The organism is Falsibacillus pallidus (genome assembly GCF_050990905.1).
Lineage (GTDB): Bacteria > Bacillota > Bacilli > Bacillales > DSM-25281 > Falsibacillus > Falsibacillus pallidus_A.
The window spans coordinates 3,062,388-3,081,861 of record NZ_CP158866.1; the positions used below are offsets into that span (position 1 = coordinate 3,062,388).

Annotated in this window: 13 protein-coding genes, 15 tRNA genes and 3 rRNA genes; 5 read left to right on the forward strand and 26 right to left on the reverse strand. The window is 45.5% G+C overall.

Annotated features, from left to right (window positions below):
• Positions 1-8: 8 nt before the first annotated feature.
• The 17 genes from ABTV07_RS16045 to ABTV07_RS16125 form a co-directional block, all read right to left on the reverse strand.
• Positions 9-85: transfer RNA gene (locus tag ABTV07_RS16045), tRNA-Asp, on the reverse strand.
• A gap of 4 nt (positions 86-89) precedes the next feature.
• Positions 90-163, reverse strand: a tRNA-Met gene (locus ABTV07_RS16050).
• Positions 164-333: 170 nt separating this feature from the next.
• Positions 334-426 (reverse strand) — tRNA-Ser (locus ABTV07_RS16055).
• Between the two features lie 23 nt (positions 427-449).
• A tRNA-Ile gene (locus ABTV07_RS16060) sits at positions 450-526 on the reverse strand.
• Positions 527-530: 4 nt separating this feature from the next.
• Positions 531-607 (reverse strand) — tRNA-Met (locus ABTV07_RS16065).
• Positions 608-624: 17 nt separating this feature from the next.
• Positions 625-700, reverse strand: a tRNA-Ala gene (locus ABTV07_RS16070).
• A 16-nt stretch (positions 701-716) separates the two neighbouring features.
• Positions 717-793: transfer RNA gene (locus ABTV07_RS16075), tRNA-Pro, on the reverse strand.
• Between the two features lie 16 nt (positions 794-809).
• Positions 810-886 (reverse strand) — tRNA-Arg (locus ABTV07_RS16080).
• 7 nt (positions 887-893) lie between these two features.
• Positions 894-982: transfer RNA gene (locus ABTV07_RS16085), tRNA-Leu, on the reverse strand.
• A 9-nt stretch (positions 983-991) separates the two neighbouring features.
• Positions 992-1,066, reverse strand: a tRNA-Gly gene (locus tag ABTV07_RS16090).
• A gap of 4 nt (positions 1,067-1,070) precedes the next feature.
• Positions 1,071-1,152 (reverse strand) — tRNA-Leu (locus ABTV07_RS16095).
• Positions 1,153-1,155: 3 nt separating this feature from the next.
• Positions 1,156-1,231 (reverse strand) — tRNA-Lys (locus ABTV07_RS16100).
• A 15-nt stretch (positions 1,232-1,246) separates the two neighbouring features.
• A tRNA-Thr gene (locus ABTV07_RS16105) sits at positions 1,247-1,322 on the reverse strand.
• A 57-nt stretch (positions 1,323-1,379) separates the two neighbouring features.
• A tRNA-Val gene (locus ABTV07_RS16110) sits at positions 1,380-1,455 on the reverse strand.
• A 9-nt stretch (positions 1,456-1,464) separates the two neighbouring features.
• Positions 1,465-1,580: ribosomal RNA gene (gene rrf, locus ABTV07_RS16115) — 5S ribosomal RNA — on the reverse strand.
• Positions 1,581-1,701: 121 nt separating this feature from the next.
• A 23S ribosomal RNA gene (locus ABTV07_RS16120) occupies positions 1,702-4,636 on the reverse strand.
• Between the two features lie 237 nt (positions 4,637-4,873).
• Positions 4,874-6,424: ribosomal RNA gene (locus ABTV07_RS16125) — 16S ribosomal RNA — on the reverse strand.
• Together the 16S, 23S and 5S rRNA genes with 14 tRNA genes alongside form the textbook arrangement of a ribosomal RNA operon.
• A 355-nt stretch (positions 6,425-6,779) precedes the next feature.
• Between ABTV07_RS16125 and ABTV07_RS16130 the strand changes: the two genes are divergently transcribed.
• On the forward strand, positions 6,780-6,956 hold the full coding sequence (locus ABTV07_RS16130; RefSeq protein WP_158538445.1) for a hypothetical protein: 177 nt from the start codon (positions 6,780-6,782) through the stop codon (positions 6,954-6,956).
• Positions 6,957-6,988: 32 nt separating this feature from the next.
• Here the strand turns inward: ABTV07_RS16130 and ABTV07_RS16135 are convergent, their stop codons facing one another.
• Genes ABTV07_RS16135 through ABTV07_RS16145 form a run of 3 tightly spaced genes read right to left on the reverse strand, consistent with a single transcriptional unit; the run spans position 6,989 to position 9,003 of the window.
• A complete protein-coding gene (locus ABTV07_RS16135; protein WP_433743977.1) occupies positions 6,989-7,546 on the reverse strand; it encodes a GNAT family N-acetyltransferase in 558 nt (185 codons plus the stop codon).
• The gene (locus ABTV07_RS16140; RefSeq protein ID WP_433743980.1) at positions 7,547-8,077 is read right to left on the reverse strand and encodes an N-acetyltransferase family protein; all 531 of its coding nucleotides are present in this window, start codon (positions 8,075-8,077) and stop codon (positions 7,547-7,549) included. It lies immediately after the preceding gene.
• 14 nt (positions 8,078-8,091) lie between these two features.
• Positions 8,092-9,003 carry a DMT family transporter gene (locus ABTV07_RS16145; protein ID WP_433743982.1) on the reverse strand — a complete coding sequence of 304 codons (912 nt, stop codon included), beginning with the start codon at positions 9,001-9,003 and terminating at the stop codon, positions 8,092-8,094.
• Positions 9,004-9,130: 127 nt separating this feature from the next.
• Between ABTV07_RS16145 and ABTV07_RS16150 the strand changes: the two genes are divergently transcribed.
• A complete protein-coding gene (locus ABTV07_RS16150; protein ID WP_433743985.1) occupies positions 9,131-9,835 on the forward strand; it encodes an MgtC/SapB family protein in 705 nt (234 codons plus the stop codon).
• 119 nt (positions 9,836-9,954) lie between these two features.
• Positions 9,955-10,027 (forward strand) — tRNA-Ala (locus ABTV07_RS16155).
• 36 nt (positions 10,028-10,063) lie between these two features.
• On the opposite strand, the gene ABTV07_RS16160 is transcribed toward ABTV07_RS16155, so the two are convergent.
• From ABTV07_RS16160 to ABTV07_RS16185, 6 genes are all read right to left on the reverse strand, one after another.
• Positions 10,064-10,480 carry a DUF1284 domain-containing protein gene (locus ABTV07_RS16160; RefSeq protein WP_433743988.1) on the reverse strand — a complete coding sequence of 139 codons (417 nt, stop codon included), beginning with the start codon at positions 10,478-10,480 and terminating at the stop codon, positions 10,064-10,066.
• A 128-nt stretch (positions 10,481-10,608) separates the two neighbouring features.
• On the reverse strand, positions 10,609-11,784 hold the full coding sequence (locus ABTV07_RS16165; protein ID WP_433743991.1) for an MFS transporter: 1,176 nt from the start codon (positions 11,782-11,784) through the stop codon (positions 10,609-10,611).
• A 137-nt stretch (positions 11,785-11,921) separates the two neighbouring features.
• On the reverse strand, positions 11,922-12,695 hold the full coding sequence (locus ABTV07_RS16170; protein ID WP_433743994.1) for a sulfite exporter TauE/SafE family protein: 774 nt from the start codon (positions 12,693-12,695) through the stop codon (positions 11,922-11,924).
• 137 nt (positions 12,696-12,832) lie between these two features.
• A complete protein-coding gene (locus ABTV07_RS16175) occupies positions 12,833-14,002 on the reverse strand; it encodes a hypothetical protein (RefSeq protein ID WP_433743997.1) in 1,170 nt (389 codons plus the stop codon).
• 4 nt (positions 14,003-14,006) lie between these two features.
• A complete protein-coding gene (locus ABTV07_RS16180) occupies positions 14,007-14,393 on the reverse strand; it encodes a DUF6114 domain-containing protein (RefSeq protein ID WP_433744000.1) in 387 nt (128 codons plus the stop codon).
• Between the two features lie 11 nt (positions 14,394-14,404).
• Complete coding sequence (locus ABTV07_RS16185) at positions 14,405-14,986, reverse strand: DUF6230 family protein (protein WP_433744002.1); 582 nt, start codon at positions 14,984-14,986, stop codon at positions 14,405-14,407.
• A 182-nt stretch (positions 14,987-15,168) separates the two neighbouring features.
• Here ABTV07_RS16185 and ABTV07_RS16190 point away from each other — a divergent pair, with 182 nt between their 5' ends.
• A complete protein-coding gene (locus ABTV07_RS16190) occupies positions 15,169-16,662 on the forward strand; it encodes a LuxR C-terminal-related transcriptional regulator (RefSeq protein ID WP_433744005.1) in 1,494 nt (497 codons plus the stop codon).
• A gap of 110 nt (positions 16,663-16,772) precedes the next feature.
• On the forward strand, positions 16,773-19,388 hold the full coding sequence (locus tag ABTV07_RS16195; RefSeq protein ID WP_433744008.1) for a DUF5689 domain-containing protein: 2,616 nt from the start codon (positions 16,773-16,775) through the stop codon (positions 19,386-19,388).
• Positions 19,389-19,474 lie beyond the last annotated feature (86 nt).

Below are 19,474 nucleotides of genomic sequence, written 5' to 3' on the forward strand. Positions count from 1 at the left end.
AAAATAAATGGCGGTCTGGACGGGACTCGAACCCGCGACCTCCTGCGTGACAGGCAGGCATTCTAACCAACTGAACTACCAGACCAAAATTGCGGGGACAGGATTTGAACCTGCGACCTTCGGGTTATGAGCCCGACGAGCTACCAGACTGCTCCACCCCGCGACGATAAATAATTGATATTTGGTGACCTAACGCAATGGTTTGGTTATGACCACCCCGACTTCAGCAAGCTTTTTCAAGATGCAGCTCAGTCGGTGCGCTGAAGTGATACCTTCGAAGTTTATTCGAACGTGCTCCACCCCGCGACGATAATAAAATTCTTTAAAAAAATATGGAGGAGGAAGGGGGATTCGAACCCCCGCGCGGTTTGACCCGCCTGTCGGTTTTCAAGACCGATCCCTTCAGCCGGACTTGGGTATTCCTCCGTGTTGTATAAAAATCAATAGAATGGTGGACCTTGTAGGACTCGAACCTACGACCGGACGGTTATGAGCCGTCTGCTCTAACCAACTGAGCTAAAGGTCCATTATGGTAGCGGCAGAGGGGATCGAACCCCCGACCTCACGGGTATGAACCGTACGCTCTAGCCAGCTGAGCTACGCCGCCAAAAGTTAAATATCATATGGTGGAGCCTAGCGGGATCGAACCGCTGACCTCCTGCGTGCAAAGCAGGCGCTCTCCCAGCTGAGCTAAGGCCCCATGTTATAAGTAGAAATGGTCGGGAAGACAGGATTCGAACCTGCGACCCCTTGGTCCCAAACCAAGTGCTCTACCAAGCTGAGCTACTTCCCGATTTAAAAATTTAATATGGCGCGCCCGACAGGAGTCGAACCCATAACCTTCTGATCCGTAGTCAGACGCTCTATCCAATTGAGCTACGGGCGCATATAAATGGTGCCGAGGACCGGAATCGAACCGGTACGGTAGTCACCTACCGCAGGATTTTAAGTCCTGTGCGTCTGCCAGTTCCGCCACCCCGGCGATAAGAACTGGAGCGGAAGACGGGATTCGAACCCGCGACCCCCACCTTGGCAAGGTGGTGTTCTACCACTGAACTACTTCCGCAGAATGCGGGTGAAGGGACTTGAACCCCCACGCCTTGCGGCGCCAGATCCTAAGTCTGGTGCGTCTGCCAATTCCGCCACACCCGCTAATGGTGAGCCATGAAGGACTCGAACCTTCGACCCTCTGATTAAAAGTCAGATGCTCTACCAACTGAGCTAATGGCTCTTACTATAAAAAAAGTGGTGCCGGCGAGAGGACTTGAACCCCCAACCTACTGATTACAAGTCAGTTGCTCTACCAGTTGAGCTACACCGGCAAATGGTGTTATTACTATTTAAGAGAGATTTTTATACTTCGCTTCGTAAAAAATCTATGGTGGAGGATGACGGGATCGAACCGCCGACCCCCTGCTTGTAAGGCAGGTGCTCTCCCAGCTGAGCTAATCCTCCATATGTAATGCCCGGCGACGTCCTACTCTTGCAGGGGGAAACCCCCAACTACCATTGGCGCTGAAGAGCTTAACTTCCGTGTTCGGTATGGGAACGGGTGTGACCTCTTCGCCGTAATCACCGGACTTTTAAGGACAAGTATTATTGTATAATGCTTGCAGCCTTTTTTCAAGAGAAATTTCAAGAAATTGTTCTCTCAAAACTAGATAAAGAGTAAGTGACAAGTTAAACCGGAATCAACCAAATGTGGTTAAGTCCTCGATCGATTAGTATCCGTCAGCTGCACACGTCGCCGTGCTTCCACCTCGGACCTATCAACCTGATCATCTTTCAGGGATCTTACTAGCTTGACGCTATGGGAAATCTCATCTTGAGGGGGGCTTCATGCTTAGATGCTTTCAGCACTTATCCCTTCCGCACATAGCTACCCAGCGATGCCTTTGGCAAGACAACTGGTACACCAGCGGTGCGTCCATCCCGGTCCTCTCGTACTAAGGACAGCTCCTCTCAAATTTCCTGCGCCCACGACGGATAGGGACCGAACTGTCTCACGACGTTCTGAACCCAGCTCGCGTACCGCTTTAATGGGCGAACAGCCCAACCCTTGGGACCGACTACAGCCCCAGGATGCGATGAGCCGACATCGAGGTGCCAAACCTCCCCGTCGATGTGGACTCTTGGGGGAGATAAGCCTGTTATCCCCGGGGTAGCTTTTATCCGTTGAGCGATGGCCCTTCCATGCGGAACCACCGGATCACTAAGCCCGACTTTCGTCCCTGCTCGACTTGTAGGTCTCGCAGTCAAGCTCCCTTGTGCCTTTACACTCTACGAATGATTTCCAACCATTCTGAGGGAACCTTTGGGCGCCTCCGTTACCTTTTAGGAGGCGACCGCCCCAGTCAAACTGCCCACCTGACACTGTCTCCCGCCCCGATAAGGGGCGTGGGTTAGAATTTCAATACAGCCAGAGTAGTATCCCACCGATGCCTCCACCGAAGCTGGCGCTCCGGTTTCAACGGCTCCTACCTATCCTGTACAAGCTGTACCAAAATTCAATATCAGGCTACAGTAAAGCTCCACGGGGTCTTTCCGTCCTGTCGCGGGTAACCTGCATCTTCACAGGTACTATAATTTCACCGAGTCTCTCGTTGAGACAGTGCCCAGATCGTTACGCCTTTCGTGCGGGTCGGAACTTACCCGACAAGGAATTTCGCTACCTTAGGACCGTTATAGTTACGGCCGCCGTTTACTGGGGCTTCGGTTCAGAGCTTCGCTTGCGCTAACCCCTCTCCTTAACCTTCCAGCACCGGGCAGGCGTCAGCCCCTATACTTCGCCTTGCGGCTTCGCAGAGACCTGTGTTTTTGCTAAACAGTCGCCTGGGCCTATTCACTGCGGCTCTCTCGGGCTTGCACCCTACCAGAGCACCCCTTCTCCCGAAGTTACGGGGTCATTTTGCCGAGTTCCTTAACGAGAGTTCTCTCGCTCACCTTAGGATTCTCTCCTCGCCTACCTGTGTCGGTTTGCGGTACGGGCACCATTGATCTTGCTAGAGGCTTTTCTAGGCAGTGTGAAATCAGGAACTTCGGTACTAAATTTCCCTCGCTGTCACAGCTCAGCCTTATGATGACAAGGATTTGCCTCATCATCAGCCTTGCTGCTTAGACGCGCATATCCAACAGCGCGCTTACCCTATCCTTCTGCGTCCCCCCATTGCTCAAACGATCAAGAGGTGGTACAGGAATATCAACCTGTTATCCATCGCCTACGCCTTTCGGCCTCGGCTTAGGTCCCGACTAACCCTGAGCGGACGAGCCTTCCTCAGGAAACCTTAGGCATTCGGTGGATGGGATTCTCACCCATCTTTCGCTACTCATACCGGCATTCTCACTTCTAAGCGCTCCACCAGTCCTTACGGTCTAGCTTCAACGCCCTTAGAACGCTCTCCTACCACTGACACCAACGGTGTCAATCCACAGCTTCGGTGATACGTTTAGCCCCGGTACATTTTCGGCGCAGAGTCACTCGACCAGTGAGCTATTACGCACTCTTTAAATGGTGGCTGCTTCTAAGCCAACATCCTGGTTGTCTAAGCAACTCCACATCCTTTTCCACTTAACGTATACTTGGGGACCTTAGCTGGTGGTCTGGGCTGTTTCCCTTTCGACTACGGATCTTATCACTCGCAGTCTGACTCCCAACGATAAGTCTTTGGCATTCGGAGTTTGTCTGAATTCGGTAACCCGATGAGGGCCCCTAGTCCAAACAGTGCTCTACCTCCAAGACTCTTCCGTTGAGGCTAGCCCTAAAGCTATTTCGGAGAGAACCAGCTATCTCCAGGTTCGATTGGAATTTCTCCGCTACCCACACCTCATCCCCGCACTTTTCAACGTGCGTGGGTTCGGGCCTCCATCCAGTGTTACCTGGACTTCACCCTGGACATGGGTAGATCACCTGGTTTCGGGTCTACGACCACATACTCAAAACGCCCTATTCAGACTCGCTTTCGCTGCGGCTCCGCCTCATCAGCTTAACCTTGCATGTAATCGTAACTCGCCGGTTCATTCTACAAAAGGCACGCCATCACCCATTAACGGGCTCTGACTACTTGTAGGCACACGGTTTCAGGATCTCTTTCACTCCCCTTCCGGGGTGCTTTTCACCTTTCCCTCACGGTACTGGTTCACTATCGGTCACTAGGGAGTATTTAGCCTTGGGAGATGGTCCTCCCAGCTTCCGACGGGATTTCACGTGTCCCGCCGTACTCAGGATCCACTCTGGAGGGAACGAAGTTTCAACTACAGGATTTTTACCTTCTCTGATGGACCTTTCCAGATCTCTTCGTTTACTTCGTTCCTTTGTAACTCCGTATAGAGTGTCCTACAACCCCAAGAGGCAAGCCTCTTGGTTTGGGCTATGTCCCGTTTCGCTCGCCGCTACTCAGGGAATCGCGTTTGCTTTCTCTTCCTCCGGGTACTAAGATGTTTCAGTTCCCCGGGTCTGCCTTCCATACCCTATGTATTCAGGTAAAGATACTGTTCCATTACGAACAGTGGGTTCCCCCATTCGGAAATCTCCGGATCAAAGCTTACTTACAGCTCCCCGAAGCATATCGGTGTTAGTCCCGTCCTTCATCGGCTCCTAGTGCCAAGGCATCCACCGTGCGCCCTTTCTAACTTAACCTAATTGACAATAAAAATTGTCAGGTTTGATTTGCGTATGACTGAAAGTCATTCACCAAAAAAATTCTAAAGTGGCGATTCTCGGTTTATGTCACTTACTTACTTTATCTAGTTTTCAAAGAACAAGTCGACCAACCATCCAGCCATGCTGAAGATTGATCTCTCTATTTGTTTGATAGAATTGATCTATCAAAACTGAACAAAACAGAAACGGTCAACATCTTGTAAATATCCTTAGAAAGGAGGTGATCCAGCCGCACCTTCCGATACGGCTACCTTGTTACGACTTCACCCCAATCATCTGTCCCACCTTAGGCGGCTGGCTCCATAAAGGTTACCCCACCGACTTCGGGTGTTACAAACTCTCGTGGTGTGACGGGCGGTGTGTACAAGGCCCGGGAACGTATTCACCGCGGCATGCTGATCCGCGATTACTAGCGATTCCAGCTTCATGCAGGCGAGTTGCAGCCTGCAATCCGAACTGAGAACGGTTTTATGGGATTGGCTCGACTTTGCAGTTTTGCAGCCCTTTGTACCGTCCATTGTAGCACGTGTGTAGCCCAGGTCATAAGGGGCATGATGATTTGACGTCATCCCCACCTTCCTCCGGTTTGTCACCGGCAGTCACCTTAGAGTGCCCAACTGAATGCTGGCAACTAAGGTCAAGGGTTGCGCTCGTTGCGGGACTTAACCCAACATCTCACGACACGAGCTGACGACAACCATGCACCACCTGTCACTCTGTCCCCCGAAGGGGAACGCCCTATCTCTAGGGTTGTCAGAGGATGTCAAGACCTGGTAAGGTTCTTCGCGTTGCTTCGAATTAAACCACATGCTCCACCGCTTGTGCGGGCCCCCGTCAATTCCTTTGAGTTTCAGCCTTGCGGCCGTACTCCCCAGGCGGAGTGCTTAATGCGTTAGCTGCAGCACTAAAGGGCGGAAACCCTCTAACACTTAGCACTCATCGTTTACGGCGTGGACTACCAGGGTATCTAATCCTGTTTGCTCCCCACGCTTTCGCGCCTCAGCGTCAGTTACAGACCAAAGAGCCGCCTTCGCCACTGGTGTTCCTCCACATCTCTACGCATTTCACCGCTACACGTGGAATTCCGCTCTTCTCTTCTGCACTCAAGTTCCCCAGTTTCCAATGACCCTCCACGGTTGAGCCGTGGGCTTTCACATCAGACTTAAGGAACCGCCTGCGCGCGCTTTACGCCCAATAATTCCGGACAACGCTTGCCACCTACGTATTACCGCGGCTGCTGGCACGTAGTTAGCCGTGGCTTTCTGGTTAGGTACCGTCAAGGTGCGAGCAGTTACTCTCGCACTTGTTCTTCCCTAACAACAGAGTTTTACGATCCGAAAACCTTCTTCACTCACGCGGCGTTGCTCCGTCAGACTTTCGTCCATTGCGGAAGATTCCCTACTGCTGCCTCCCGTAGGAGTCTGGGCCGTGTCTCAGTCCCAGTGTGGCCGATCACCCTCTCAGGTCGGCTACGCATCGTGGCCTTGGTGAGCCGTTACCTCACCAACTAGCTAATGCGCCGCGGGCCCATCTGTAAGTGATAGCCGAAACCATCTTTCAGCCTTCCTCCAGGAGGAGGAAGGAATTATCCGGTATTAGCCCCGGTTTCCCGGAGTTATCCCAGTCTTACAGGCAGGTTGCCCACGTGTTACTCACCCGTCCGCCGCTGATATCAGGGAGCAAGCTCCCATCAATCCGCTCGACTTGCATGTATTAGGCACGCCGCCAGCGTTCGTCCTGAGCCAGGATCAAACTCTCCGAAAAATTGTTGGCTCAAAGCCACAAAGTTTCAAGCTTGATTAGCTCGATTTTAAAACTTAAAATTTAACGTTGGCGTTTTGTTTTGTTCAGTTTTCAAAGATCAATTTCGTCTGCCTCATCTCTCAGAAGCGACTTTTCTAATATATCATCTTGTCCACTTGAAGTCAACAACTTTTTTGAAAATCTTTTTGATTTCGTTCAGCTGTTTTATCGGACAAGAAATAATATATCACGATAACTTTGGGCACGCAATAGTTTTTTGCATTTTTTTATAAAAAAACTAAAACAAGATTATAAATCATATTCTATCACGTTCTATCATAAATTGAATTAACTATTTCTGAAAGGAGTACTTCTTTTGCTGACTAAGATCGCACTATTGATTTGTTTTTTCATGGCACTGTATTTATTCTCTTTCTCTTATATAGAAGGACTGAAAATCGGAAATAGAGGAGAACGGTTCGAGGCAGGGACTTTTCTATTTTTCACAGGGATGGCATTTGTGTTTTCTGGACTGACTTATTTGTTCATATAGCAAAACCAGGCCACTAGAGCCTGGTTTTCTTATTAATCCATTCTTATGATGGATGAAATGCAGGCATCTGTGAACTCGCCTTTCATCAAAAACCTTTTTCTCAAGGTTCCTTCATATTTAAATCCATTCTTATATAAGACTTTTTTCGAAGGTTCATTTAGCGGATGATAAATGGCCTCTATCCTATTGAATCCCATCTTATCAAAACCGAATTGTACGACTTTATTAATCGCTTCAGTCATTAACCCCTTCCCCCAATGATCGGGATGAAGGTCGTAGCCAATTTCCGCCTTGAAATGTTCCGGCTCCATTTCGTGGTATCCGATTGTTCCAATTAATTCATCTTTCTCTTTCAAGGTAATGGCCCAGCGGATTTGCTTTCTCAGTTCAAAATTCAGATGCAGTTTTTCTACTAATTGTTCTGCCTCTTCCACTCTTTCAAAAGAGTCGACATCATAAAATTTTGTCGCTTCATTAATAGAAAAAATTTCAAACAGGGAATCGGCATCCTCTCTATTGATCTTTCTTAATTTCAACCTTGGCGTTTCCAATTCAATGAAAGAGTTAAATGCGCTGTTCATCTCCGCCATTTATTTGATCCTTGCCTGGATTAATTCATGCAGTGTTTTAAGGCTCTTCCATCCATAGCACATTTCTACGAATTTTTCTCCACCGATTTCAATTTCTTCTTCTCCTAATTTTATCAGATTGAATGATTCATAAAATTTAATAGAAGGATTCTCTTTTAAAACCCAGACGCTCATGGAATGAAAACCTCTTTGAAGTAAATCTTCTACGCCGATTGAAAGCAGCTCCGTCCCTGCGCCCTTACGCTTGATGGAATCCAATAGGTATATGGCGTAAAGTTCTCCATCAACGTCAAATTCACCTGAACGCTCTTTGCCAAATGAAGCAAATCCAGAAACCCTGCCTTCTGACTCCGCCACATATACAGAATGGTCATTTTGTAAAACTTGACTCCATAATTTGAAGCGCGGTTCAACTTTTAATGATTTGAGATAAGAATCATTCACAATCCCTTTATATGACTGTCTCCAGCTCTCGACATGCACTTCTGCTATCTGCATTGCATCTTCCAGTCGTGCTTTTCTAATCAACATGTTTTCCCATCCCCCTATACTGTTTCGGCATTATTTTTAAGCAATTTCATTTTTTCTTTTCTTTCATTAATTAGAAAGATGGATATGCCCAGAATGACAATGAGCCCGCCTAATGCCTGCCATATGTGCAGTTTCTCACCAAGGAGGAGATAAGCAAGGATTGAGGCTCCAACCGGTTCAAATAAAATGGCCATGGAAATGGTGGATGTACTGACCCATTTCAGCGACCAATTGAATAAACTATGACCCAGGAGATTGGGGATGATGGCAAGAAGGGAAAAGTAAATCCAGTCTTCTGCAGGATATGGTCCGAATTTTTCACCTGACGCCAGGACATAAAAGAATAGGACCACAGAACATATAAAATAGACAACGAAGGTATATGTCATAAGGGAAAGACGCTTCCTTACATGCTGTCCGAATAGCAGATAGGCCGTGACTAAAGCACAGGCAGCAAGCGCCAGCAAATCTCCAAATAGGGCTTTGCCGCTGATGTGGAAATCTCCCCAGCTGATGATGACACTTCCCAGGATGGCCATTACCCCGCAGAGGATGGCTTTAATGGAGAGGCGCTCTTTGAAAAACAGAAAGGTCCCGAGGAATGCGAATAAAGGCTGCAGTGTTACAAGGACCGTCGAACTGGCAACGGATGTGTAATTCAAGGATTCAAACCAAAGAATGAAATGGAAGGCTAAAAAGATTCCGGCAATAATGGAAAATAGCCATTCGCGGCGGGTGATGATTTTTAATTCCTTCAAATGTTTAGTAAGGAAAAATGGCAGCATCAGCAGGACTGTAATAAATAAACGATAAAAAGCGATCACTCCTGCATCAGCGGATGACACTTTGACTAATATAGCTGAGGTCGATACAGATGCGACACCTATTCCGAGCGCCACATAAGGGTTGATTTTTGGTTCTTCCATTGTGTTTGCTCCTTAATGTAAATTAATTCATGTTGACGATAAAGCGTTATGTTAAAATATAAACACTATTCTATATTTTAAAAGTGGATTTTCCAATGGTTTTTTATAATTTAAAGGAGGTAGACACTTGGGGGTATCGGGTCTTAACTTAGAAACAGAAATCATACTGAAACTTTGCATCTCGGCCGTTCTTGGCCTGGTAATCGGCTTGGAAAGGGAATTGAAGCGGAAACCAGTGGGCTTGAAAACAAGTTTGGTCATTTCCATCGTCAGCTGCTTGTTGACCATTGTCTCAATTGAATCGGCTTATCTGTTTCCTGAACACGGCTTGGTGAACATCACAATGGATCCTTTGCGTTTGGCTGCACAAATTGTATCCGGGATCGGTTTTCTTGGCGCCGGGGTCATCTTGCGGAGAGGGAACGACAGCATATCCGGCCTGACAACCGCTGCCATGATCTGGGGGGCAGCCGGAATAGGGATAGCGGTAGGTGCTGGATTTTATGTTGAAGCCATTGCAGGAGTAGTTCTTCTGATTATCAGTGTAGAATTCATTCCTTTTATTATTAAAATTATCGGTCCGCAGAAGCTGCGGGAAAAAGAACTGTTAATCAAGCTTATTGTGGGAGAAAAGAAGAGCATCGAAACGGTCATCACAAAAATTCAGGATGAGAAGTTTTCTATTAAAAACATCCGGATCAGGGATAAACAGGATTTGACGCATTTAGTGGAATTGAAAATTACGGTCAACTTCAAGCGGAAGACGACCGATATCTACTATACAGTATCTGAAATCGAAGGCGTTCAAAGCGCGGAGGTCGAAAGCTTGTAACAACCAAACAAGGCGCAATTTCTATGACTGCGCCTTGTTCAATATTTTCTTCAATTTTTTCATCGATAGTATTGCAAAGCTGCAAAATTGTTGTATAATATCGCTTAGACGTACATATCGGGGCGTTAGCTCAGCTGGGAGAGCGCTACGCTGGCAGCGTAGAGGTCAGGGGTTCGAGCCCCCTACGCTCCATACTTAAAAACCTTTGCAAATCGCAAAGGTTTTTTTCTATTTCACTTCCTTCAGCCCCAAACCTTCAATCATTTCTTGAATCCCTTCTTCACAATAGCCATATGACTTCCATGAACAAGTACTGCACACAATCTGGACATCCGATGGCTCCACATGCTTTCTGATCCTGGATTCGATATCTTCCCATCGTATGACTTGATTGATGTGGAGTCCCAGTTTTTTAAGGATGACGGCATCTCTTTCGTATATATTCTTTTCCTGGCAGTGATACTCACCATCGTTTGGGTATTTTTCACATAGCTGATCCGGCCCTTTGACGATTTGTATCCATGTCTTTGGCCTGTTCCTCAACCCCTGATGCAGCTTTGTCATATTTTCTACATACTCTTTTGAATATCCCATGCCTCTGTAGCCCAATAAGCAAAAAAGATGGTGTCCCCGCAGCTTATACATAAACATCCCCTTTTCTTATCAACAATGCTAAAATGTTAACCTTAAATAATATTAAGTTAACTATTTTCCTCTATTATAATTTATTTGGACAAAATGAAAAGTGCCAAGGAAAACCTGAGCACTTTTAGTTAAATTGGCACGGTGACCTTCTTTAGCATGCCAATGGTTAAAAAACTGGCCAGCATGATAAGGGCAAAAGCCAAAAAGATATTGTGGACGCCAAGGACTGCAATCATAGTTCCAGTAAGAAGTGCGGATGAGATCTTTACGAAAGAAGCCAGGATGGTCCTCAGTCCAATCACGCGCCCGATGAATTCCTTTGTTGTGTTTAATTGGATCAGTGTTTGGACAACGATTAAATGAGACATTGTAAAGAGCCCCAGGATGAATATTAAGAAGGCAGATGGAATCGATTGGTCTGAGAAAAATAAGAGCACTGCTGATGAGAGCATGCCTCCCATCGTACCGATGATCACCCTGTGTTTATATTTTTTCATGAAATAAGCAGCAATCAACCCTGAGATGATTCCCCCGACGGAAAAAGCCATTTCGAAGGAAGAATACAGCCCGCTCCCTCCCTCTAACTGTTCAGCCAGAGGCAGAAAGAGAGTGGTCGACATTTGGATGCTGATGCTGTTCAAAATGGACAGAAAGAGCAGATATCTCATCCCTTCTTTGCCCTGAATGTATAGCCAGCCTTTTTGCATTTCTGCAAAATAAACGATTTTCGATTGCTTCACTTGCTTCGGGCTGGCCCGTTTAATGGCAAAGAAAAATATTGCTGCGAATAAGAAAGTCAGAGAATTGATAAAGAAGCCCATGGAGAGCGACATGCTCACAAGGAAGATGCCTGAAACACCTGTCCCTGCAATCAAGGCAGCTTCATTTAACGAAGAAGCTTTTGAAATGACAAAAGGCAGTTCTTTTGCCGTAAAAGCTTCTTTAAGGAAAGACTGTGAAGCTGGCTTATAGATGGTATAGAAAACGGCCAACATAAATTGAAGGAGATAGAAAATAAACGCTGAATCCACTTTATAATAAATCAATGCTGCCATGGTAAATACAAGCAGGAATCTCAGGAAATCAGTGATGATGACGATATTTTTTGAATCCCGATGATCCACATAAACCGAAACAAAGGGCGTCAGGAACATGCTCGGCAAATAATAGATGGCAATCATCAGTCCAATTGATGTTGATTCACCTGTCAGATGATAGATGTACCACATCAATGCAATTTGCTGGATGCCGTCCCCCAATCCATTGATAAAGATGCCGGCAAAGTACTTATATTTGTTATTCATCAGAAAAACCTCTTTAACATTATTTTCCTTCATTTTACCTCCCCTATCTTCATAAGGTAAATGACGGAAAATCTATATCCTAGCATAAGTTCTTCTTATCAATTTCCAATAAAAAAGAATGCCAATAAGACATTCCTTTACGTAAACATTAATTTAATTCCAATGATGATGACGATAAATGCAAGAAGCTTGGTGATGGTGCCGCCTGATATTTTAGAAGAAACCAATGCGCCTGCCTGCCCTCCGATCAATACTCCTATTCCACAGAATGCAGCGACGGCCCAGTCCACCCTGCCATGGATGATCGGCTGGATCAATCCGATGCCGGAATAGATTGCTAATGAGAATATCGATGTCGCAGTGGCATAATGGACACTTACACCAAAACCGTAGACCAATATAGGGACAAGAAGCCAGCCTCCCCCGATTCCAAAGAAGGAAGAAATCGTACCAAGGAGGATGCCGACGAGCGCAATCTTGATGCCATATTCCCAGGACATTTCATGAATGGCGTGTTCTGTTTTCTGTGCATCTGCACTTTTATCAGCTTTTCGGAAATTCTTCCAAAGAAGAAAGGCGCCGAGTCCGATCAATGTAACAGCAAATACAATTTTAAATACATGCTCGGGACTTCTCACAACCAGCCATGAGCCAAGGAATGTCCCAGGGATGGCCCCTATAGAGATGATCAATCCTGTATAAAGAAGTATCCTTTTTTGTTTAATGAATGCGAAAATCGAAGTGGAAGCATTAAAGAATACGAGAGCCAAACCAGTGGCAGCTGCCGTTGCAGGCGAAAGATCCGTCAGCATCAAGAGAAACGGAACAATGATGAAGCCGCCACCTGCACCGATAATGGTCCCATAAATACTCGCAATGAATCCTAATACAGCCAAACCTATGTACATCATAGAAGTCTCTCTCCCATTACATAAAAATAAGAACCCCCATTGACGGGATTCCTCTCTCTTACTACCATCTTACCCTTTTCCATGTTCAATGAAAATATTAAAAAAACACCAGCCCTATGTTGAGTAGGGCTGATGTCTTATTGTCCGATGATGCTTCCATCTTTTTCTTTTAATAATGTTTCTCTCAATTTCTTTAACTCTTTTTCATCAAATTTCTTCTGTTCACCCTCTACTCCAAGCAATGAACCAATTCCGAGATCCCCCAAAAGGGTATTCTGCATCTTCAGTAATTGTTCAGAAATAGAGGAATCCCCTTCACAGATCGCTGACAGCGGCTTTTTCTTTTGCAGTGCTTGATCGACCAGCTCCAGGCCTAGCTCTTTCGTGATTTTCCCTTTTGCATCGCTTGTCTTTTGGCAAACAGAAGTTAATGTATGATCAGCGGACTTGACTGTATCATCCACAATTTTCGTGGAATCTTTCAGGGGTTTTGCCACTTTGGAAACTGTTCCTTCAATAGGCTTAAGAATGGGTTTTACTGTATCTTTTATCGGTTTAGTGACAGAATCTGCTGTTTCTACCGTTTTCTTTACCAGGTCCCCTGCAGGTTTGACAGGTTGGGTCAATTTCCCTAAGGCATCATCGATCTGTTTTCCGGCTGATGGTTCTTCCTTCTTGGCCGCTGCCTCTTTTGTTTGCCCATCCCCGCAAATCAACGGGAGCTTGCCATCTTTTAAATTTCCAAGTTCTTTTTCAAGTTGATTAAGCGGCAGCAAAGCGGCGTCTTTTAAAATACTCAGCTCAGAAGGTTTCTTAGGCGACTGAAACCCTCTGACAGTCTGAAGGACAAGCCCCTCCAGATCACTGTCAGATGAGCTAAGATTATGGGCAGTCATGGCGACATCCTCCAAACCTGCAGATGGGATAAGTGCTGAAGGCTCAATGCAGGCGCCTTTGAATGATAAAGCACTCGCATCGACTGTCATATTATGAATCGTGACTGGCCCCTTTGCTTCCATTGTGATACTCATGGGACCCTCCGGCGTTGAAAATTCCTTAGTCAATTTCATCCCCAAAATCGTAGCTTTATCATAATGGATACTAAGCATGGTCATTTCCTTTTTTTGTGCAGACTGCCCTTTTATGAAATCAACGGTCATATTTTCTCCTATCACCCTGTCTGCCTGGACAAGGAAACCATCAATATCATGCGAGGGTTCTTCCTTTGCCATTAGAGACGGACATGAAAAACAAAATATCAATGAAAAAATCATGATGGAGACCGCAGTAATTTTCATTCGTATCATGTAATCATCCCGCTTTAGCCGTTTCTCTCGGCTGTGCTGCCGGGTCTCGATCATCTTTCCATTCTATTGGTCTCCATGCCAATAACGCCGCCCCGCCAATCAGACCTAAAATGGTTCCGATGAATAGTCCACCCAAAGCTCCGATGACGGATAGCACCGAGAGGAACATGATGATGATGCCCAGCACCTTTGCTGACTGGGGAAAGAAGAGACTTAATAAACCCAATAGTATGATAAGACCTCCGAATAATAAACCTACGACAGCGATGGAACCGGGAAGAAACGCACTTAGAAATAAATTTAAAGGAACCCATAGGATGAGGGAACCGCTGATGATAGCCATCACAGATCCCCAAAATGGCCTCGTATGCCTCCAATCGGAAAAGTTCACAAAATCCCCTCCTACTTTTTATCAATTTTGTGCACAGTCAATTTCATTCCATTCATCGTGATGGTTTTTTGGAATAAGTAATGGGTCTTGAGTTTAGCGCTGCCAAGTGTAATGTGTGAAGAAGACTGTTTGAACTGTTTTGTCCAGTCGCTGCTGTAATTTTCCTTTAATACAAGGTTGCTGAATTTCGCATTCGCCTGGATTAAGCTTGCATCCTGCTGCAGACCAGTGATCTGAACCGGCTTTGATGCAGTGATTTCAACGCGAATCCATTGGTCCCCGACTTTAAAATCTTTATAAAGCTTCAAATTTTTGATGGTCAACTTTTCGATTAAATTGGTCCCTTGAGGCGCTGATTTGGAGCTGCTTGTCTCCCCCATTTTTGGATAGAACGTATATCCATCCCCCTCAAGATTATCGAATTCCACATAAAAATCCCCTACACCTGCGAGCGGGACTGCATAAGCAACACCTGACAAGCCGATCGATACCAGCAGGGCCCCAAGCAAAATCATCCCTGAAAGAAAGGAAGTCCAAAATACTTTTTTATTGGTCCTTCCCCCTCTGTCGATTTCCCTCTTCTTCTCGTTCAATCTGAACACCTCGCCTAATTCGTCTTATTCCTAATGTAGGCCAATCTAATAAAGGAAACCATTACGATTTTTTTCGGGGAATCAATCCGCACCCCTCAAATGTCGGGTTTAGTAAGTTTTTATCCCCATAAATTTTCACTTTGTTTCGAATATAATGAATAATACGGTGGAGGTGTTGAGTCATGGAGACCAAAATCAAAAATCTTTTTCAAAGGGCAATAGAATTGCTGCTGTCCTATGAAAACGAGTTTTTCTTGGAATGGGGAAACTGGAAGAAAACACTTATGAACAGAGGTTTTCGGTTGATACCGGAATTCGACCAAATGCTTAGATCCGGGTTTTCGATTGCAAAATCAACCACTGAATTCTCCATTGATCAATTTGCGTTTGCGATGGCTGCAGAGTGGAACAAAAAATATCCTCTCCTGAAAGATGACACTGAAGGCATTTTTATCATTACGATGATCGAGGACAGGTTTCATCATTTACTTTCAAAAGAAAAAAAGGAACTGCTTGATCATCAAGCCGTTCAAGCATTTTTTTCACGCATGATCGACCAGGTGCTCCTGACCAGCCAAAATGAAATTCAATCCGACCATTGGCTGCGTTTGATGACATCGACAAAAATGCTTCCGCTGCAATGGATGGCCATTGTTCATGAGAATCAAGCAGAATATAAGGTCCACAAAATTTCTTGTCCGGAGAATCACCCGATCACACAGCAGATGATAGGGATCAGCGAAAAATTAAGAGCTGATAGCCTTGCTGATCTATCTCTCGCATTAGAAAAACTATTATCTACTGAAACGTCAGGCGGACAGCTCATTCAGATCCCTTGCCTTCATGACCATGTCCTTTTAATGGTTCCGGATGGGGAAATTGTGACGAAGGAAAAAAAGGAATGGTTCCGGAGAATGTATGTACGGCAATTGACCGTCAGTCATCTGCAGTCCGAATTAGAATGGAAGGATGCTGCACTTCTTTATTTGCAGAGGCTTCTTCACTCACGAAATGTGGAGGAAGCGATAGAGTCGGTTTCACAAGGACTCGTTGATTATCTTCCTTTCAAAAGATGCGGGCTATGCCTTTACTCGCCCAGCGAAGATAAGGGAATCGGCAGCCTCTACTATAATGTTGATTCACAAGGTGTCTCAAAAACGAAGGGCGAGATACATCGAGATCCACTTCTAAAGGAATACTTTGAAAAATACGCAAATGCCAAACCAATTTTTTGCAATGAACCCTCAAATCTATTGCCTGATGAATATGTAAAAGAATATCATTTGAAATCCTTTGTGGCCGTCCCTCTTTATGCTCCGCTCCATTCAAAATTGATCGGGGTTGCTTTACTGGACCAGGGAGCAGGTAGGGATTTCACCATTTCCACACAGACATTGGCCACTTTGATCAAATTTGGGAGATATGCAGGAGATTTGCTTCATCCCTACTGGAATGAAGCTTCCAATCATCTATGCTTGGCACATAACCTGCTTTCCCCAAGAGAAAAAGAAGTCCTGAAACACATATCAAACGGCGCATCGATCAGCGAAACAGCAGATGCCCTCTCTCTCAGCAGCTACACTGTGAGAGACTACGTATCCATCATCATACAAAAGATGGATGCGAAGAATAGGACAGAAGCCGCAGTCAAAGCGATAAAGCTCAAGATTATCTAATCTCATGCCATTATTAAGTTTTTGTAAACGCTTAAGAAAGGGATAATATACCTATTTTTATGGTGTTGCAAGCTCATGTATAGTAGTAGAAAAGGAGGGAATTTGAAAAAATGGGAAATAAGAAATTTTTCAATAAGTTTTCGAAGTTAGTCTTTGCTGCTTCTTTGCTGGCGCCATTCTCCACAATGGCCCATGACAATGCTGCACATGCAGAAACAGCCGCGGATCCAGCACCATACATAAATCCTTCTGTGGCGGCCAACGGAAAGAAAGTGTTATTCGATAATACACATGGACAGACGGCAGGTGCTGCTGACTGGGTCATCAATGGTGGATTCTCGGACTACGGAAATGCTTTGGCAGGCAAAGGATACTATGTCAAGGAACTAAGAAAAAGCACACCTATTACACTGGACGATTTACAACAATATGACGCATTTGTCATCGGGGAAGCCAACATTCCATATAAAACATCTGAACAGCAAGCGATGCTGGACTATGTCAATCAGGGTGGAAGCATCTTCTTCATCGGCGACCACTATAATGCAGACCGCAACAAAAACCGCTGGGATGCATCAGAAGTCTTCAACGGCTACCGCAGAGGCGCATGGGACAACCCTGCTAAAGGAATGACAACAGAGGAAGCTAACTCTGCTGCGATGCAAGGGGTAGAAAGTTCTGACTGGCTATCCGACAACTTCGGGATACGCTTCCGATACAATGCATTAGGTGATATTACAGCGAATCAGATCGTTGCTCCTGACCAAGCTTTCGGAATCACTGAAGGCGTCGACACTGTAGCGATGCATGCAGGTTCGACTCTTGCTATCACAGATCCTACAAAAGCAAAAGGGATTGTCTATCTTCCTGAAACTACTGAGAGCTGGGGATTTGCCGTTGACCAAGGAGTCTATGCAGGCGGCGGAAAAGCTGAAGGTCCTTTCGTGGCAGTCTCAAAAGTTGGTAAAGGGAAAGCTGCTTTCATCGGGGATTCTTCACCTGTTGAAGATGCATCTCCTAAATACCTTCGTGAAGAAAACGGCTCTAAAAAAACGACTTATGATGGGTTTAAAGAGCAAAACGACGGAACATTGCTCGTCAATTTAGTGAATTGGCTATCTACTAAAGAAGACTATACAGGATTTGATCAAGTTCCTGGCTTGACGCTGGACGAGCCTACAAAGCTTCTTGATTTTGAACAGCCGGAAAAATCAACCGAACCACAATCAGAACCATGGTCAGCGCCGGAAGCAGGCTATAAATGGTATGATTCTTCAACATTTGCTGCTGGTTCATACGGATCGAACAAGACAGCTACTTTGCCTGCATATTCTTTCGTTCATCAAAGTGTCCTGCCGAATGCACAGGAGTTCCAGATCCGTGTAGTGCTCGACAATCTTCAGCCGAATGAAACAGTAAGTGGATTGAAGCTCGGACTATACTTGGATGGCGGTACTCAAGTCGGCTACTTTAAAGGCGCAGATGGCACCTATCCGAAAAGTCCTGGCTACAGCAGTGAATTTTCCGTAACTGCCGATAAAAATGGAAAAGCTTTCAAAGACCTGGATGTTACAGTTGTGAAAGGAACGGAAGGCGCAGCAAACTTAAGGCTGAAAGTCGGCAGTAAGAATGCATTGACTGAAAGCGTAACGTTTGGCAATGTCAATTCAGAACCGCTGCCAGATCAGCAAGGTCCAAAAATCCCGGATTTGATGACAATCGATGCAGCTAGGGCAGCTGGTGAGAAAAACCTCGTCACTGTTGAAGGTGTCATCACATCTGAACCTGGTACTTTCGGTGGTGAAGGTTTCTACCTTCAGGATGATACCGGTGGAATTTATGTCTACCAATCAGAAAGCAACTACCATAAAGGCGATAAAGTTAAGCTTACAGGAACCACTTCCCTTTATAATGGTGAATTGGAGCTTTCCGATTTGATTAAAGTGGATAACTTGGGGACAAGTGAAGTCCCAGCTGCCAAAACGGTATCTGCTGTGGATGCGTCCAATCAAGGACAATATGTTAAACTTGAAAATGTAAAAATAGCGAATCTGCCAGAATCAGCTGGCGGCACATTTGAATTCGATGCAGTATCTGCTGACGGTTCTACAACAAGAGTGAGAGTTGACAGCCGCACTGGCGTTTCGTTGAATCAGCTTCTTGAAACCCTTCAAAATGGAGACACAGCTAATATTTCCGGTATCTCCTCTATCTTCAGAGGAACATATCAATTGAAGCCATTGAGCATCACTGATTTTGAACACATGGACACAACAGCACCAGTCATTCAAGATCTTGCTCAAACAACTTTCTATCAATATGAAGGATTCAACCAGACCATACTTGCAATGGATGAAGACAGCGGCGTGGCGAAACTATCCATCACATTGGATGGTGTGGAAGTTGACAACCCAGTCGTTGTTGAGCCATTGAGTCTATCCGTTGGTGATCATACACTTCACGTTACGGCTGTGGATAACGCAGGCAACACGAGTGAGAAAGACTTTACGTTGACAGTAAAAATGGATGCCGATCATTTGGACGAACTTCTCCAATACGGTTTTGATCAAGGAGAAATTACAAACCACGGCATCTTGAACAGCTTAAAAGCCAAAGTAAAATCAGGCAATACCAATGCTCTTGCACATGAAGTTTCTGCACAAAAAGGGAAGAAGATTTCTGCAGCATTCGCCGACCTTCTTCTGAAAGACTTGGCGGAATTGTAATCAAACTGAGGACCGAAGAATTGATTCTTCGGTTCTTTTTTTGCGCGGGTTAAGTTATGAGGGAATTTCATAATGGGCATACTGGT